The 15,277-nt window shown below is 70.0% G+C and carries 14 protein-coding genes; 7 read left to right on the top strand and 7 right to left on the bottom strand.

The window, feature by feature from the left end; genetic code table 11:
* Window positions 1-74 precede the first annotated feature (74 nt).
* On the top strand, window positions 75-590 hold the full coding sequence (locus F4560_RS21490; RefSeq protein WP_221483601.1) for a hypothetical protein: 516 nt from the start codon (window positions 75-77) through the stop codon (window positions 588-590).
* 18 nt (window positions 591-608) lie between these two features.
* Here F4560_RS21490 and F4560_RS21485 read toward each other — a convergent pair whose 3' ends face one another.
* A complete protein-coding gene (locus F4560_RS21485; RefSeq protein WP_184922564.1) occupies window positions 609-1,181 on the bottom strand; it encodes a hypothetical protein in 573 nt (190 codons plus the stop codon).
* 148 nt (window positions 1,182-1,329) lie between these two features.
* Between F4560_RS21485 and F4560_RS21480 the strand changes: the two genes are divergently transcribed.
* Window positions 1,330-1,929 carry a hypothetical protein gene (locus tag F4560_RS21480; RefSeq protein WP_246477863.1) on the top strand — a complete coding sequence of 200 codons (600 nt, stop codon included), beginning with the start codon at window positions 1,330-1,332 and terminating at the stop codon, window positions 1,927-1,929.
* Complete coding sequence (locus F4560_RS21475) at window positions 1,926-2,606, top strand: fibronectin type III domain-containing protein (RefSeq protein WP_221483600.1); 681 nt, start codon at window positions 1,926-1,928, stop codon at window positions 2,604-2,606. The genes F4560_RS21480 and F4560_RS21475 overlap by 4 nt, the downstream gene beginning before the upstream one ends.
* Here F4560_RS21475 and F4560_RS21470 read toward each other — a convergent pair.
* From F4560_RS21470 to F4560_RS21460, 3 genes are all read right to left on the bottom strand, one after another.
* On the bottom strand, window positions 2,603-3,286 hold the full coding sequence (locus F4560_RS21470) for an aspartate/glutamate racemase family protein (RefSeq protein WP_184922562.1): 684 nt from the start codon (window positions 3,284-3,286) through the stop codon (window positions 2,603-2,605). The genes F4560_RS21475 and F4560_RS21470 overlap by 4 nt on opposite strands.
* 620 nt (window positions 3,287-3,906) lie before the next feature.
* Window positions 3,907-5,757, bottom strand: coding sequence for an ABC transporter ATP-binding protein (locus tag F4560_RS21465; protein WP_246478649.1), 1,851 nt, complete (start codon window positions 5,755-5,757; stop codon window positions 3,907-3,909).
* Between the two features lie 46 nt (window positions 5,758-5,803).
* Entirely contained in the window at window positions 5,804-7,009 is a 1,206-nt protein-coding gene (locus F4560_RS21460) for an FAD-dependent monooxygenase (protein ID WP_184922558.1), read from the bottom strand.
* A gap of 92 nt (window positions 7,010-7,101) precedes the next feature.
* Here F4560_RS21460 and F4560_RS21455 point away from each other — a divergent pair, with 92 nt between their 5' ends.
* The 3 genes from F4560_RS21455 to F4560_RS21445 are packed head-to-tail and all read left to right on the top strand — an operon-like array spanning window position 7,102 to window position 9,372.
* Entirely contained in the window at window positions 7,102-8,034 is a 933-nt protein-coding gene (locus F4560_RS21455) for a TetR/AcrR family transcriptional regulator C-terminal domain-containing protein (protein WP_184922556.1), read from the top strand.
* A 19-nt stretch (window positions 8,035-8,053) separates the two neighbouring features.
* Window positions 8,054-8,953 (top strand): proteasome assembly chaperone family protein, encoded by a 900-nt coding sequence (locus F4560_RS21450; protein WP_184922554.1) that lies wholly within the window; start codon window positions 8,054-8,056, stop codon window positions 8,951-8,953.
* A gap of 50 nt (window positions 8,954-9,003) precedes the next feature.
* Window positions 9,004-9,372, top strand: a complete 369-nt coding sequence (locus tag F4560_RS21445) for a chorismate mutase (protein ID WP_312869404.1) — start codon at window positions 9,004-9,006, stop codon at window positions 9,370-9,372.
* Between the two features lie 283 nt (window positions 9,373-9,655).
* Here F4560_RS21445 and F4560_RS21440 read toward each other — a convergent pair whose 3' ends face one another.
* From F4560_RS21440 to F4560_RS21430, 3 genes are all read right to left on the bottom strand, one after another.
* Complete coding sequence (locus F4560_RS21440; protein ID WP_312869403.1) at window positions 9,656-10,624, bottom strand: LLM class flavin-dependent oxidoreductase; 969 nt, start codon at window positions 10,622-10,624, stop codon at window positions 9,656-9,658.
* 119 nt (window positions 10,625-10,743) lie between these two features.
* On the bottom strand, window positions 10,744-11,823 hold the full coding sequence (locus tag F4560_RS21435; RefSeq protein ID WP_184922550.1) for an acyl-CoA dehydrogenase family protein: 1,080 nt from the start codon (window positions 11,821-11,823) through the stop codon (window positions 10,744-10,746).
* A gap of 22 nt (window positions 11,824-11,845) precedes the next feature.
* Window positions 11,846-13,087 carry a glycoside hydrolase family 16 protein gene (locus tag F4560_RS21430; protein ID WP_184922548.1) on the bottom strand — a complete coding sequence of 414 codons (1,242 nt, stop codon included), beginning with the start codon at window positions 13,085-13,087 and terminating at the stop codon, window positions 11,846-11,848.
* 136 nt (window positions 13,088-13,223) lie between these two features.
* Between F4560_RS21430 and paaZ the strand changes: the two genes are divergently transcribed.
* A complete protein-coding gene (paaZ, locus tag F4560_RS21425) occupies window positions 13,224-15,248 on the top strand; it encodes a phenylacetic acid degradation bifunctional protein PaaZ (RefSeq protein ID WP_184922546.1) in 2,025 nt (674 codons plus the stop codon).
* Window positions 15,249-15,277: the final 29 nt, after the last annotated feature.

The raw sequence follows: 15,277 nt of genomic DNA, 5'->3' as shown, positions 1-15,277 counted from the left end.
CTGTCGTTCGGTGCATTCCACCACTACGACGAACGGGAACACCGTCCGAGGACACCTGCCCTACGCTTTCGGGCATGACTTTCGGGGCGAGAGACCTGGCCGCGATCGAGGAGGACGTCGCGCTGCTCGACGCGGTCCTGGAGCCGATCGCCAAGCAGCCCGTGGACATGGGCGACCCGGACTGGATGGCGAAGCTCCAGGCCGCGCCCCCGCCACTGGACCGGGCGGGGGTGCGTGCCGAGGCGGAAGCGGTGCTTGCCGAGATCCTCGACCGTTACGCGGAAGACGACGCGGTGCGGCCGGCCCTCCGCGCACTGTTCGACCGGTACGGGTCGTTCCGCTGGGCGGTGAACCCCTGGTTCCCGATGACGCCCGACGGCGTCCGGTCCGCGTTGCTCCTGCTCTCGGTCCGTGACCAGGGCGCGGACACGCGGGACGAGATCCTCGTGCTGCGGGCGGTCTGCGACGAGGGCCGGGAGGCGGGTGTCGACGTCGACCCGATCCTGCGCGAGGTCGCCGCGATGTCCAGCGACGTGGACCGGTACGGGATGGGGTCCATCCGCCAACTCTTCCTCCGGGCCGCCGGGTAGCGCCGTCCGGCCAGTGCCTCAGGCCTGTGGCACGGAGGAATTCACCACGTCGACGTCCTCCTTGTCCTCACCGCGGCGGCGCAGGAACGCGAAGCCGGGGATGCCCAGGATCGCCTGCCGGACGTCGTTGGTGACCTCCAGCAGCTGGTGGATGTCCGGCCCGACGCGGTCCAGGGTGGTCAGGATCGGCAGCACGTCGTCCAACAGGTGCTTGGTGAGCACCGGCAGCTGGTCCACCAGCTGGATCGCGGCGTCCACCTCGTGCGGCGACAGCTCGTCCACGAACCGCTGCGCCAACGGTTGCGCCTTCTGCGCGATCGGCGCGTAGGTGTCCGTCAGCTCGCGTGACGTCCGGGCGATGTGGCTCGCGTCGATCGTCACGCCCTCGGCCGCCGCGGTGACCGCCTTCGCGCGGCCGACCAGCGCCTCGGTCTCGTCCAGCACCTGTGCGGTGCGGGCGACGAGCTCGTCGGCGCGGCGGACGACGGCTTCGGCCGCGCCCAACAGGTCGAGCACCCGGCCGGGCACGGACACGGCGGTCTCGACGGTGGTCCTGGCCAGATCGAACAGGGCGCGCGGGTTCAGCTCCATGCCGTCCACTCTGCCTCACCGGGGCGTCCCGGGCCTCGGGGAGTTCCCCGAGGGGGTGATCCTTGTCCGAGTCGTCCAGACCAATTACAGTCGATTTCGTCGCCGCCTCGACGCTCCCCCGACGTCCGGGGAGTCGAAGGAGGCACGCATGTCCGGAATGCTCCGAACCCTGGTCGGAGCGGTGCTCGCCGGTGGCCTGCTGATGGCGGCGCCGGTCGCGCACGCGCAGGTCGAGTCCGGCCCGTGGACTTCGTACTCGCCCACGTTCACCGTGCAGGAACGGGGTTGCGGCGATGTCGCGGACCTGACCTTCCGCCTCACCTGCTCCACCGCGAGCGGCGACCAGCGCGCCGAGCGCCGCTACGCCACGTACACCGGGGGCACCCGCCAGTTCGAGGGGTCGTTCCGTATCACCAGCCTCGGTGGGACGCGGATCAGCCTGAAGCAGACGTTCAACGACTCCACGCCCGGCCCGTACTTCATGTTGGCCGTGGAACGGGGTGGACGGCTGTACGCGGTGCACGGCGGTGCGACCGTGGCCACCGGCGCGACCGTGGGCGCCACCGTGCGGGTGAACACGGTGCACGCGGTGGGCAGCCAGCACCGCACGTACATCAACGGGTCGTTGCGGCACACCTACGCCAGCCCCGGTGGCAGCTTCTACGACAAGTTCGGCGCCTACCGCACCAACAGCGGTCAAGGCCCGGCCACGGTCGTGTGGAGCGGGATCCGGTTCTGGCGCAAGTGAGCCGTCCCGTCCCGGTGTTGGTGCTGCTCCTGGCCGCGTGCCTCGTCGGCTGTGGTCAGGAGGAGCGCCAACGGCTCACCGCCACGTTGACCTCGCCGACCGACGTTTCCCTGGTGTGGGAGGCGGAACCGGGCGCGGTGGGGCAGGTCGTCGAGTACGCGAACGTCCCCGACGGCGACTACACGGTCCTGGAGTTCGTTCCCCCCGACCGGACGTCGTACGAGCACCCGGACCTGATCCCGCAGACCGAGTTCTACTACCGGGTGCGGTCGTTCCACGGCCCCGCGTCGGCGACCGTGGACGTCACGTTGCCGCCCGGTGACGAGGTGCCCGAGTCCGACGGCCACGCGTGGGCCGAGCCGGTAACCGGTCCGAGCGGCGCGAGTCCGGTGCGTTCGGCTGACGCGGGTCTTCCTGATCTCAGTGCCGAGATCAAGCACGCCAACGGAATCCTGTTCACGTGGACCGACCGTTTCGAAGGGGAGGAGGGGTACTTGCTGGAGGTCAGACCCTCGGGTGCGGCGCACTTCTCGGTGGCCGCGCAGCTCGATCCGGATGTGAGGTCGTTCGGGTTGATCACGCTGCCGACGGAGAAGAACGCCACCTACCGGGTGCGTGCCTACTACTACGGTGCGGCGACCAACGTCGCGCACCAGAAGACTGGGGACACTGCCTAGTCCAAGGCCAGACCCACCGCAGTTTCCACGTGGATGCGGGTGGAGTCGATCAGCGGCACGGTGCTGTCGGACGCGTCCACCAGCAACGTGATCTCGGTGCAGCCCAGGATCACCGCCTCCGCGCCGCGGTCAACCAGGCGTGCCATCACGTCCCGGTACGCGGCGCGTGAGGCGGGTTCCACGCGGTTCTTGGTCAGCTCCTGGTAGATCACGTCGTGGACGAGCGTGCGGTCAGGCTCGTCCGGGACGACCAGCTCGATGCCGTGCTCCCGCATCCGGTCACGGTAGAAGCCCTGCTCCATGGTGAAACGGGTGCCGAGCAACCCGATCTTTCGGTAGCCGGCCGTCTTTCGGGCCGTGGCATCCACGATGTGCACGAACGGCACCCGGATGGCGTCCGTGATCGCGTCGGCAACCTTGTGCATGGTGTTGGTGCACAACAGCACCAACTCCGCGCCAGCACCTTCGAGCGTGCGGGCGGCGTCGGCCAGCAGTTCGCCCGAGCGTTCCCACTGACCAGTCCGCTGCAACTCCTCGATCTCGGCGAAATCGACCGTCAGGAGCAGGCTGGGCGCACAGTGGTGCCCGCCAAGCCGCCGCCGCGTCTCCTCGTTGAGCAGCCGGTAGTACTCGGCCGACGATTCCCAACTCATCCCACCGATCAACCCAATGGTCCGCATAGCCAAGATTGTGTCCGTCCGCGAGGCCCTGGCAACCAGGTTAAAGCCGCCCCTGGCCGCCATGGTGCCCGCCTTGCGCACCTCGGGCCCCAACTTCTCTGGCCCTGCCCTTTTCCGACCCCCGAGCCCTCCGCACCCCCGAGCCCTCCGCACCCCCGAGCCCCCGCACCTCCGAGCCCTCGACCCCTCCGAGCCCTCGACCCCTCCGAGCCCTCGACCCCTCCGGCCCCTCCGGCCCCTCCGGCCCCTCCCGGGCCCCTCCCGGCCCTCCGGCCCTGCGCCCTCCGGCCCGTCTGGTCTCCTCTGGCCGCCCCCACCCTTCTGGCGCACCCTTTCCGGCCGCCCCTTTCCGGCCGCCCACCCGGCCCGCCCCTTTCCAGCCGCCCGGCCCGGCCCGCCCGGCCCGGCCCGCCCGCGACCGGCCCGCCCGCTCCGGCCGCGACCGCCCCGCGCGCTCTGCCTCCACCCGGTCCGGCCGCGCCCGTTCCCGCCCAGACCCTTCCTGCCCGGCCGCTCCCGCCCGCCCCGCCCCGTCCTGTCCTATCCGACCCGCTCCTGCCCGACCCGTCCCCGCGGCATGGCCGAGGGCGCCTGGGCCCCTCACCCCTCTGGCCCGAGGTCTATGCAGTCTGCGCTTCCTCGGCGAATTGGGTCCGGTACAGCTCTTCGTAACGCCCGCCCGCGGCCAGCAGGTCGGTGTGGGTGCCGCGCTCCACCACCTGGCCGTCCTCGACCACCAGGATCAGGTCGGCCGCCCGGATCGTCGACAGCCGGTGCGCGATCACCAGTGCCGTCCGCCCGGCCAGCGCCTCACCCAACGCCGCCTGCACCGCGGCCTCCGATGTGGAGTCCAGGTGCGCGGTGGCCTCGTCCAGGATCACCACGCGAGGCTTGGCCAAGAGCAGCCGGGCGATCGTCAACCGCTGCCGCTCGCCACCGGACAGCCGGTAGCCGCGTTCACCGACCACGGTGTCCAGCCCGTCCGGCAGCGACTTGACCAGGTCGGCCAGCCGCGCCCGGCCCAGCACCTCCCACAGCTCTTCCTCGGTCGCGGACGGCTGCGCCAGGAGCAGGTTCGACCGGATCGACTCGTGGAACAGGTGACCGTCCTGGGTCACCATGCCCAGCACGTCGCGGACCGAGTCGGCCGACAGGTCCCGAACGTCCACACCAGCCAGTCGCACCGCGCCCGAGTCCACGTCGTACAGCCGCGGCAACAGCGAGGCGATAGTGGACTTCCCCGCGCCCGAGGAACCGACCAGCGCCACCACCTGGCCCGGTTCGGCCCGGAACGAAACGTCGTGCAACACCTCCACCCCGCCGCGGCTGTCGAGCACCGCGACCTCTTCCAACGACGCCAGGGACACCTTGTCCGCCGACGGGTAGGCGAACCGGACCTTCTCGAACTCCACCGACACCGGCCCGTCCGGCACCGACCCCGCATCGGGCTTCTCGGTGATCAACGGCTTCAGGTCGAGCACCTCGAACACCCGCTCGAAGCTCACCAGCGCGCTCATCACCTCGACCCGTGCGCTGGCCAGCGCGGTGAGCGGCGCGTACAGCCTGGTCAGCAGCAACGCCAGCGCCACCACCGAGCCCGCATCCAACTCGCCGCGCAGCGCGTAGAACCCGCCCAGCCCGTAGACCACGGCCAACGCCAGCGCCGACACCAGCGTCAGCGCGGTGAGGAACACGGTCTGCACCATCGCCGTGCGCACGCCGATGTCCCGGACCCGCCGCGCCCGCTGCGCGAACTCCGACGACTCGTGCGCGGGCCGGCCGAACAGCTTCACCAGCGTCGCGCCCGGCGCCGAGAACCGCTCGGTCATCTGCGTGCTCATCGTCGCGTTGTGGTTGGCCGCCTCGCGCTCCAGCCGCGCCAGACGGGAACCCATCCGCCGCGCCGGGATCACGAACACCGGCAGCAACACCAGCGCGAGCAGGGTGATCTGCCACGACAGGTTGATCATCACCACCAGCGTCAGCACCAGCGTGACCAGGTTGCCCGCCACGCTGGACAGCGTGTCGCTGAACGCCCGCTGCGCGCCGATCACGTCGTTGTTCAGCCGGCTCACCAGCGCCCCGGTCCGGGTGCGGGTGAAGAACGCGATCGGCATCCGCTGCACGTGGTCGAACACCGTGGTCCGCAGGTCCAGGATCAGGTCTTCGCCGATTCTCGCCGACAACCACCGTGTCAGCAGGCCCAACGCCGCCTCGACTATCGCGATGCCCGCGATCAGGCCCGCGAGCCCGAGCACCACCTCGTACGTCGAGCCGTTGACGATCGCGTCCACGATCCGTCCCGCGAGGACAGGCGTCGCCACGGCCAGCACCGCCACCGCCACGCTCAACCCGAGGTACTGACCCAGCCGCTTGCGGTGCGGCTGGGCGAACACCCAGATGCGGCGGAGGGTTGCGACGGAGAACGGCCGCTTGTCGTCCTGCGCGTTGGCCACGTGGTACAGCGACATCCACGCGGTGGTTTCCATGTCCATGCCCGGAACGTAAGACCTGGAGTCAGCTGGAGGTCAAGCTCCGGGGCCGGTATTCCTTCAGCGACACGGTGTTCGCGATCTTCTGGAGACCCCCGAACAATCTCATCCCACCGGGGATGTGCGGTACGACGCGCAGCGTGAAGTCACGCATGCGGATGAACATCCGCGACTTCGGCATCAGGCTGTCGACCCCGCCCAGCGCGAACTTCTGGCACCGCGCCACGTACTCCCGCATCTCCTCCTCGTAGCGTCTGAACGCCGTCCGGTGGTCCGGCGCGGTGGCCAGCTCGCCCGCGAGGACGTACGCGCCCACCAACGCCATGCTTGTGCCGTTGCCCGCCATCGGCGACGCGCAGAAGGCCGCGTCACCCAGCAGCGCGATCCGCCCGCGCGACCAGCTGTCCATCCGGATCTGGCAGAGCCGGTCGAAGTAGAAGTCGGGTGCGTCCCGCATGTCGCCGAGCAGCCGGGGCACGTCCCAACCGCCATCCGCGAACGCCTCGGCGACCAGCTCGCGCTGCCGGTCGGTATCCCGCCGGTCGTGCTCCACCGGGGGTGAGGCGAACACGAACATGCCCTTGGCCTCGCCGCCGGGCGTGGGGTAGATGCCCGCGGTGCGACCGGGCACGGTGTGCAGCAGCTGCCACCCGTCCAGGTCTTCCCGCTGGGTGGTGCCGAAGATCGAGATGTAGGCGCCGAGGTCGTGCGCGAACTCCGACTCCGGGCCGAACGCCAGCGATCGCACCCTGGAGTGCAGCCCGTCGGCGCCGATCACGAGGTCGAAGGTGCGTGGCTCGCCGCGCTCGAAGACCACCTCCACGCCGTGTGCGGTCTCGGTGAGCGAGGTGATGCTGTCGTCGAAGACGTACTCGACCCCGGTCGCGGTCGCCTCGTGGAGGATGCGGACCAGATCGCCCCGCAGGATCTCCAGCTCCGCGATCGCGCCGCCGGAGTCGCCCGTCGTGTCCGGCGCCATGGTCGCCGTGCGCTTTCCCGCCGAGTCCACGAACGCCATGCCTCTCGCGTCTGTGTGCGCGGCGCGGACCTCGTCGAGTATGCCCATCCGCTCGGCGACCTCGCGGGCCGTGCCGCGCAGGTCGACCGCCTGGCCGCCGGGCCGGGGCGCGGGCGCCCGCTCGACGACGGTGGGGGTGAGGCCGTGGTGGTGCAGCCAATAGGCGAGGGCGGGGCCGGCGATGCTGGCGCCGGAGATCAGTACGGTGTTCATGCGTACAGCGTACATCACTGTTCTACCTGCTCAATCACTCGATAGTGCACTAGTGCGCTAGACTCCGGTGCACTACATTCGAGGAGGCGGTCATGACTGACGCGATCTACCAGCGGATAGCGCGCGAAATCCGTGATCGGATCGAGTCGGGCGAGCTCCGACCCGGTGATCGAGTGCCCTCGACGCGCGAGATCACCGTCAACTGGAACGTCGCGATGGCCACGGCGACCAAGGCCCTGTTCACCCTGCGGACAGAGGGCGTTGTTCGTCCGGTGGCCGGCGTGGGGACGGTCGTCTCGTCGGAAGGTGGGGAAACTGCGCGACCGCGGGCGCAGGAGACCGACCTGACCGGCGAGCGGCTGGTCCTCGCGGCCGTCCGTGTCGCGGACGCGGACGGGCTCGACGGGATGTCGATGCGGCGGGTGGCGTCACAGCTGGGCGTGGCGACCATGTCGTTGTACCGGCACGTCGAGAACAAGGACGAACTGGTCCTGCGGATGATCGACCACGTGTTGGGAGAGGAGGAGTTGCCGGACCCGGCGCCGCGGACCTGGCGGGAGCGACTGGAGGTTTCCGCCCGGTTGCAGTGGAGGCTGTTCCAGGAGCACTCGTGGCTGGCGCCGGCGATGTCGATGACCAGGCCGCAGCTGCTGCCCAGCGCGATTACGCACACCGAGTGGATGTTGAGCGCTCTCGACGGGAGGGGGCTGAGCCTGGAGGAAATGATGCACGCCGTGGTGACGGTGTTCGGCTTTGTGCGAGGTGTCGCGGTCAACATCGAGCCCGAAGCGGGACAACGGCACGACACCGGGATCACCGGTGACGAGTGGATGACCCAGCAGGCGCCGGCCCTGCTGGACATCGCCGCCACCGGCAGGTTCCCGATGTTCAGCCAGGTGATCGGCACCGAGGTGGACATGGAGCTGGACACGCTCTTCGAATTCGGCCTGGCCCGGATGCTCGACGGGATCGGGGAATGGATCAGTGGTCGGTCGATGTTGACGGAAAGGAGGACTGGCATGTGAGCACTTGGGGAGGCATGAGGTGGCGCTGGACCCGGAGGATCTGTACGAGGTCGACTCCGACGTCCCGGACCTGAGCGGAGCGGTGCTGTTGCACCACTTCGAGGGCTTCATGGACGCCGGTGCGGCGGGAGCGACGCTCGTCGCCCACCTGCTCGATGTGCACGAGCATCGGGTGGTCGCACGGTTCGACATCGACGACCTGATCGACTACCGGTCCCGTCGGCCGACGATGACCTACGCCACCGACCGGTGGGAGTCCTACGACGCGCCCGAGCTGGTCGTCCACCTGCTGCACGACGCTGTGGGCACCCCGTTCCTGCTGATGACCGGCCCGGAGCCGGATCGCCGGTGGGAGGCGGTGACCGCGGCCGTGTTGTCGCTGGTCGAGCGGTGGGGCCTGCGGCTCGCCGTCGGTTTCCACGGCATCCCGATGGGCGTGCCGCACACCCGGAAGCTGTCGGTCATCTCGCACGCCACCAGGCCCGAGCTGATCATCGAGGGTTCGCCGTTCAGCCGGGTGCAGGTGCCGGGCAACCTGTCCGCGCTCTTGGAGTTCCGGCTCGGCCAGGCCGGCCACGACGCAATGGGCTTCGCCGCGTACGTCCCGCACTACCTGGCGCAGGGCACCTACCCGGCGGCCGGGTTGGGGCTGCTCCAGTCGGTGACGAAGGCGACGGGTCTCGTCATCCAAGCCGCCGCCTTGACCGAGGCGGCCCAGCGTACGGATGCCGAGATCTCGCGGCAGGTGGCGGAGTCGTCGGAGGTCGCGCAGGTGGTCGAGGCACTGGAGCGGCAGTACGACGCGTTCTCCGAGGCTTCGGAGAATCTGCTGCTGTCGGACGACGAGTCGCTGCCCAGTGCGGATGAGCTGGGTGCCGAGTTCGAGCGCTTCCTGGCCGAACAGCAACGAGACCACTGACCTTGCCTGCCATCGGAGAGCGCCCGGTGGTGGTCGTGGATGATGAGGACGTGTCTGAATCCGCATCATCCGCACAGGCCACGGCCCTGACGGCAGCACCAGCGGCACTAGCGGCACCGACTGCGCCGGCGTCGTTGGCCGAGGTGCGCGCGGGTATCGACGTGATCGACTCGGAACTGGTCCGACTTCTGGCGCAACGGCAGGGGTTGGTCCGGGCCGCCGCGTCGTTCAAGGCTGACGACCGGGCGGTTCGCGCACCGGATCGGGTCGAGCAGGTGATCGCCTCGGTTCGGGAGCGGGCGCTGGGCGCAGGGCTCGAGCCCGCCGTCGCCGAGGCGGTGTGGCGGGCGATGATCGGGGCGTTCATCGACTTCGAGTTGGCCGCACACGCTCAGGTGACCCACCCCCAGCCCGGCTAAGCCCAGCCCGGTCCGACACGGCCCGGTCCGACACGGCCCGGTCCGACACGGCCCGGTCCGACACGGCCCGGTCCGACACGGCCCGGTCCGACACGGCCCGGTCCGACACGGCCCGGTCCGACACGGCCCGACACGGCCCGGCTCTGGCTCGGGCCGACTCTGGCTCGGGCCGACTCGGCACGACACCGTTGGGCACCAACCGGCTGCACCCGCGGAAGCTGGGGACGCAGCCGAGTCGGGAACGCAGAGGCCAAGGGCGGGAGTTGAACCGGTACCAGTGGTGTCAGTGGTAGAGGGCGGCTAGTTGGCGGTAGGAGTTGAGCATTGCTGCTCGGTCGTGGGTGCTTGTCGTGACCAGGACCTCGTCGGCGCCGGTGCGCTCGGTTAGGGCGTCCAGGGCCTTTTCTACTTCCGATGGTGTTCCGAAGACGTGTCCCTGCAAGGACTGCTCGAACAGTGCCCGCTCACGGGTCGTCATGGGCTCAGCCAGAATGTCCTCTGCCGCGCTGAGAGGTGGGAATTCGCCTCTTGTCCTTGAATAGGCCATCGCCCACGCCTCGGGCACCAGGATGCGCCAGGCGTCCTCGGTCGTGTCCGCCACGGCAACCGTCGAGGAAATCACCACGTACGGGTCCGCCGCCCACGTCGAAGGGCGGAACTGGGCACGGTAGGTGGTGATGGCGTCGATCATCGCTTCCTCACCCCGGAACGCGCCGATGACGAGCGGCACGCCGTGGGCTGCGGCCACTTGGGCTCCGGCGCCGGTGGCCAGGACGAACGGGGTCACGCGGAGGCCGTCGGCCGGATAACCCCGCACGGGCTGGTCGCCGGTGAAGTAGCCCAGCAGTTCGGCAAGCCTCGGGCCGAACTCGGCAGCATCGTCCTTGTCGTGCCCCAATGCCTTGCGGACCGCCTCGATGAAGCCGACCGAACGCCCTAGGCCCATGTCGATCCGGCCCGGGAACAGGGACTCCAGCACGCCGAACTGCTCGGCCACGACCAACGGCTGATGGTTGGGCAGCATCACGCCGCCGGTGCCTACCCGGATCCGGCTCGTCGCGGCGGCGACGGCGGCGGCCAGCACGGTCGGCGCGGACCCGGCCACGCCTGGCACGCCGTGGTGCTCGGACACCCAGAAGCGGTGGTAGCCGAGTTGTTCCGCCTCGCGGGCGAACGTCACCGTGTCGCGCAGTGCCTCGGGGTGGCTGTGGCCGGCGCGCACTCTCGACCGGTCGAGCACGGAAAGCCTCACCACAAGGTCAACGGCTTCGGGCGGTCTTGCATTCCGGTGAGGGCCGGTGGGAAGTGAGCAGGTGGGCCGATGGGAAGTTAGGAGGGTGAGGGTCGGTGGGAAATCAGCAACAGCGCGGGTCAGAGGCGGGTGGTGTCGGTGGGGACGCCGAGTTTGACCTTGCCGTAGGTCTCGAACAGGCGGCGGGACACCATTGCGTGTTGGGCGGCCACGTGGGCGTCGCGCAGGCAGCGCTGCAACGGTGAGTTCTCGAACACCGACGTGCCCCCGCCGGTGTCGAAGGCCTGACGGGTGATCGACGCCGACTCCGTCGCGGCGTGCGAGCACGCCAGGCGCAGGCGCGCGCGTTCCTGGGTCGTGCCGGCCTGTCCAGCCACCGCCGCAGCCCACCTGGCCGCCACCTCGGCGTGCAGGAACGCCCGTGCCGCCGACAGACGCGCCTCGGCCACACCCAGGTCGCGTTGCGCATCCGTCTGCTCCGCCAACAGGCCTTGGGCGTGCTGAGGCGTCTTGGTCACGGCCAGTGCCTCGACCTCCTCGATCGCCCGTGCGGCGATCCCCAACCCCACCGCCGCCACGCCCACCGCCAGGAACGCGAAGAACGGGAACGTCGGCAGCGGACCGGGCACCCGCACGGCCGGTGGCCACACCTGACGGCGTGCCGGCACGAACGCGCCCGAGACCTCCCACTCGTGGGACTCCGTCGCACGCAGCCCTGCGGCGTGCCACGTGTCATGAACCGTCACGTCGGACGACGGGAAGAGCATCAGACGCGGACCGTCCGGGGTCATCGCGCCGCCGACCACCCAGTCGCACAACGGCACCGCGCTGCCCCAGCCCCAACGGCCGGTGACGTGGTGCCCGCCGTCCGCCGCCACCGCCCGACCCACCGGCGCTGCCGTTCCGGCCACCACCGACGTCGGCGAGCCGAACACCTCGGCGGCCGTGTCCGGTGGCAGGTACCAGGCCAGTGACGACGTCGCGCTGGTCGTCATCGCGGTCCACCCGGCCGAACCATCGGCGCGGGCCAGGTCCTCGATCGCCACCGCCCACGACGGGAGGTCCACCTCGCCGCCGCCGAGGGAGGCGGGCGCGAGCATCCGCGTCGCGCCCGCCTCGACCAGCGCCGCCACGACCGCCGGGGAGAGTCGGCGATCGTGGTCGGCCTTGGCCGCGTGCGTTCTGATCAGGGTGTGCATGTCCCGATCATGCCGCGCTCGGTTACGCGACGTTCCACTTCTGGTTCGCGGTGCCGCCGCAGGTCCACAGCTGCAACCGGGTTCCGTTGGCGGAACTGTTGTTCTGCGCGTCCAGGCACTTGTTCGCCTGGATGTTGACGATGTCGTTCGCGCCGCTCACCGCGAACTTCTGCGCACCGGTCCCGTTGCAGTCCCACAACTGGATCAGCGTGCCGTCCGCCGTGCCGCCCGCCGCCGCGTCGAGGCACTTGCCCAACGCCCGGATGGTGCCGTCACCGGGACGCGACCACTGCTGGGCCGCCGTGCCGTTGCAGTCCCACAACTGGACGGGGGTGCCGTTGGCGGAGTTCGCACCGGCTACGTCGACGCACTTGCCACCGATACCGGTGATCCGGCCGCCACCGGCGGGCGGGTTGCCGTCGAGCGTCGACACGCGCACGTAGTCGATCACGAACTGCTGCGGGAACACGGTGCTCGCGTCCGGGTATCCCGGCCACTCGCCGCCGACCGCCAGGTTCAGGATGACGAAGAACGGCTTGTTGAACACCCACTGGTTGCCGCCGACGTCGGCGGGCGTGCGGCGCTGGTAGACGTTGCCGTCCACGGACCACGAGATGCCGGTCGGCGACCACTCGATCGCGAACGTGTGGAAGCCGTCGGCGAAGTTCGGCCCGTTGTACGCCGCGCCGATGCCACCGGCGCCCGAGTACCCGGGACCGTGGATGGTGCCGTACACCGTGTCCTGGTCGTGGCCCAGGAACTCCATGATGTCGATCTCGCCGCTGCCCGGCCACGGGTTGCCGGAGTTGATGTCCTGCCCCAGCATCCAGAACGCGGGCCAGATCCCCTTGCCGCGCGGCATCTTCATCCGCGCTTCGACCTTGCCGTAGGTCGTGGTGAACTTGCCCGCGGTGTTGATCCGGGCGGACGTGTACTGGCAGCGGCCGTACCAGCAGTTGTAGTTGCCTGGGTTCTCCCGGCGGGCGGTGATCACCAGGTTGCCCGCGCCGTCCATCGCGGCGTTGCTCGCGGACGTCGTGTAGTACTGGTGCTCGCGGTTGGCCCCGTTGTTGTCGCCGACCTCCGTGTTCCACTTGGAGCCGTCGACCCGCGAACCAGCCGGGCCGTTGAACTCTTCGGCGAAGGTGACCGCCATCGTGCCCACATCGGCGGCGGCGCTCGTTGCCGGGGCGGCTTGCGCGGCGGGCACGGCCAGCCCGCTGAAGGCGAGTATTACCGCGCCCACCATCACTCGTGTCTTCATCGACACTCCCTTCACTCTGGCGACGACCAGGCTGGAACTTACTCCATAGCCTTTAATCAAGTCACGATGAAAGTAGGGGCGCTTTACTGTCCACATGCCGGGACACCCACCGGCCCGACAAGGAGGTCGACACCCGATGGCCATGCTGCGCAGCTACGTGTCCGGTCGCTGGCACGCCTCGTCCGCCGAGGGCACACCCCTCCACGACGCCGTGACCGGCGAGGAGTTCGCCCGGATCTCGTCGCAGGGGATCGACATGGCGGCGGCCCTGGACCACGGCCGGCGCGTCGGCGGACCGGCGCTGCGGGAGCTCACGTTCCACCAGCGCGCGGCCCTGCTCAAGGCCCTGGCGTCACACCTGCGGGAACACCGCGAAGAGCTGTACGCCCTGTCCGCCCGATCGGGCGCGACCAAGACCGACTCGCTGATCGACGTGGACGGCGGCATCGGCGTCCTGTTCGGCTACGCCAGCAAGGCCAAGCGCGAACTGCCCAACGACACCGTCTACGTGGACGGCGCGGTGGAGCCGCTGAGCCGTGGCGGCACGTTCGTCGGCCAGCACATCGCCACCCCGCTGCGGGGCGTCGCGGTGCAGATCAACGCCTTCAACTTCCCCATGTGGGGCCCGCTGGAGAAGTTCGCCCCCGCGTTCATCGCGGGCGTGCCGTCGCTGATCAAGCCCGCCTCCCAGACCGCCTACGTCACCGAGAAGCTGGTCGAGCTGATGCTCGCCGCCGACCTGCTGCCGGCAGGCTCGCTGCAACTGGTCACCGGCAGCGCGGGCGACCTGCTGGACCACCTGACCGCCCAGGACCTGGTCGGCTTCACCGGCTCCGCGTCCACCGCCCAGGTCCTGCGCACGCACCCGGCCGTGGTGCGCAACAGCGTGCGCTTCAACGCCGAAGCGGACTCGCTGAACTGCTCGATCCTCGGCCCGGACGCGGTCGAGGGCACGCCCGAGTTCGACCTGTTCGTCAAGCAGCTCGTCAGCGAGATGACGGTCAAGGCAGGCCAGAAGTGCACCGCGATCCGGCGCGCCCTGGTCCCCGCCTCCCTCATGGACGCCGTCGCGGACGCGGCGAGCGCGCGTCTGGCGAAGGTCGTCATCGGCAACCCCGCCAACGACACCGTGCGGATGGGCGCGCTGGCCGGGCTGGAGCAGCGCGAGGAGGTCCGGCGGTCGCTGAAGGCACTGCTGGAAGTCGGCGAGGTCGTCTACGGCTCACCCGACCGGGTGGAAGTGGTGGACGCCGACGCCGAGCGCGGCGCGTTCCTGTCGCCCGTGCTGCTCAAGGCCGACCCGGACCACGCCCAGCCGCACCAGGTGGAGGCGTTCGGACCGGTGTCCACGCTGATGGCCTACCAGGACGTCGAGCACGCGGTGGAGTTGGCCGCCCGGGGTGCGGGCAGCCTGGTCGGCTCGGTCGTCACGCACGACGCGGACTTCGCGCGCGAGGTCGTGATCGGGGTGTCGCCGTGGCACGGCCGCGTCCTGGTGCTGGACCGGGACGACGCCAAGGAGTCCACGGGCCACGGCTCGCCGCTCCCCGCGCTGATCCACGGCGGACCGGGTCGGGCGGGCGGCGGCGAGGAGATGGGCGGCATCCGCGGCGTGCTGCACCACATGCAGCGCACGGCCGTCCAGGCGAGCCCACGGGTGCTGAGCGCGGTCACGGGGCGGTGGGTCACGGGCGCGCCGCGCACCGAGTCGGACGTGCACCCGTTCCGGAAGTCGTTGCGGGAGCTGAAGATCGGTGACACGGTCGTCGCCGGGCCGCGCGTCGTGACGATGGCGGACATCGAGCACTTCGCCGAGTTCACCGGCGACACGTTCTACGCGCACATGGACGAGGAGGCCGCGGCGGCGAACCCGTTCTTCGGCGGCCGGGTCGCGCACGGGTACCTGGTCGTGTCGTTCGCGGCGGGCCTGTTCGTCTCGCCCGACCCGGGGCCGGTGCTGGCGAACGTCGGGCTGGAGAACCTGAGGTTCCTCACGCCCACGTTCCCGGGTGACGAGCTGACCGTGACGTTGACCGCGAAGCAGATCACGCCGCGGGAGGACAAGGACTACGGCGAGGTCCGGTGGGACGCCGACCTGGTCAACCAGAAGGGCGAGTCGGTGGCCAAGTACGACGTGCTCACCTTCGTGGCCAAGCAGTAGAAGCCAAGGGTGGGGTCCGAGCAGTCGGA

It is taken from the genome of Saccharothrix ecbatanensis, assembly GCF_014205015.1.
Taxonomy (GTDB): Bacteria; Actinomycetota; Actinomycetes; order Mycobacteriales; family Pseudonocardiaceae; genus Actinosynnema; species Actinosynnema ecbatanense.
This window is presented reverse-complemented; position numbering and strand designations above follow the sequence as displayed.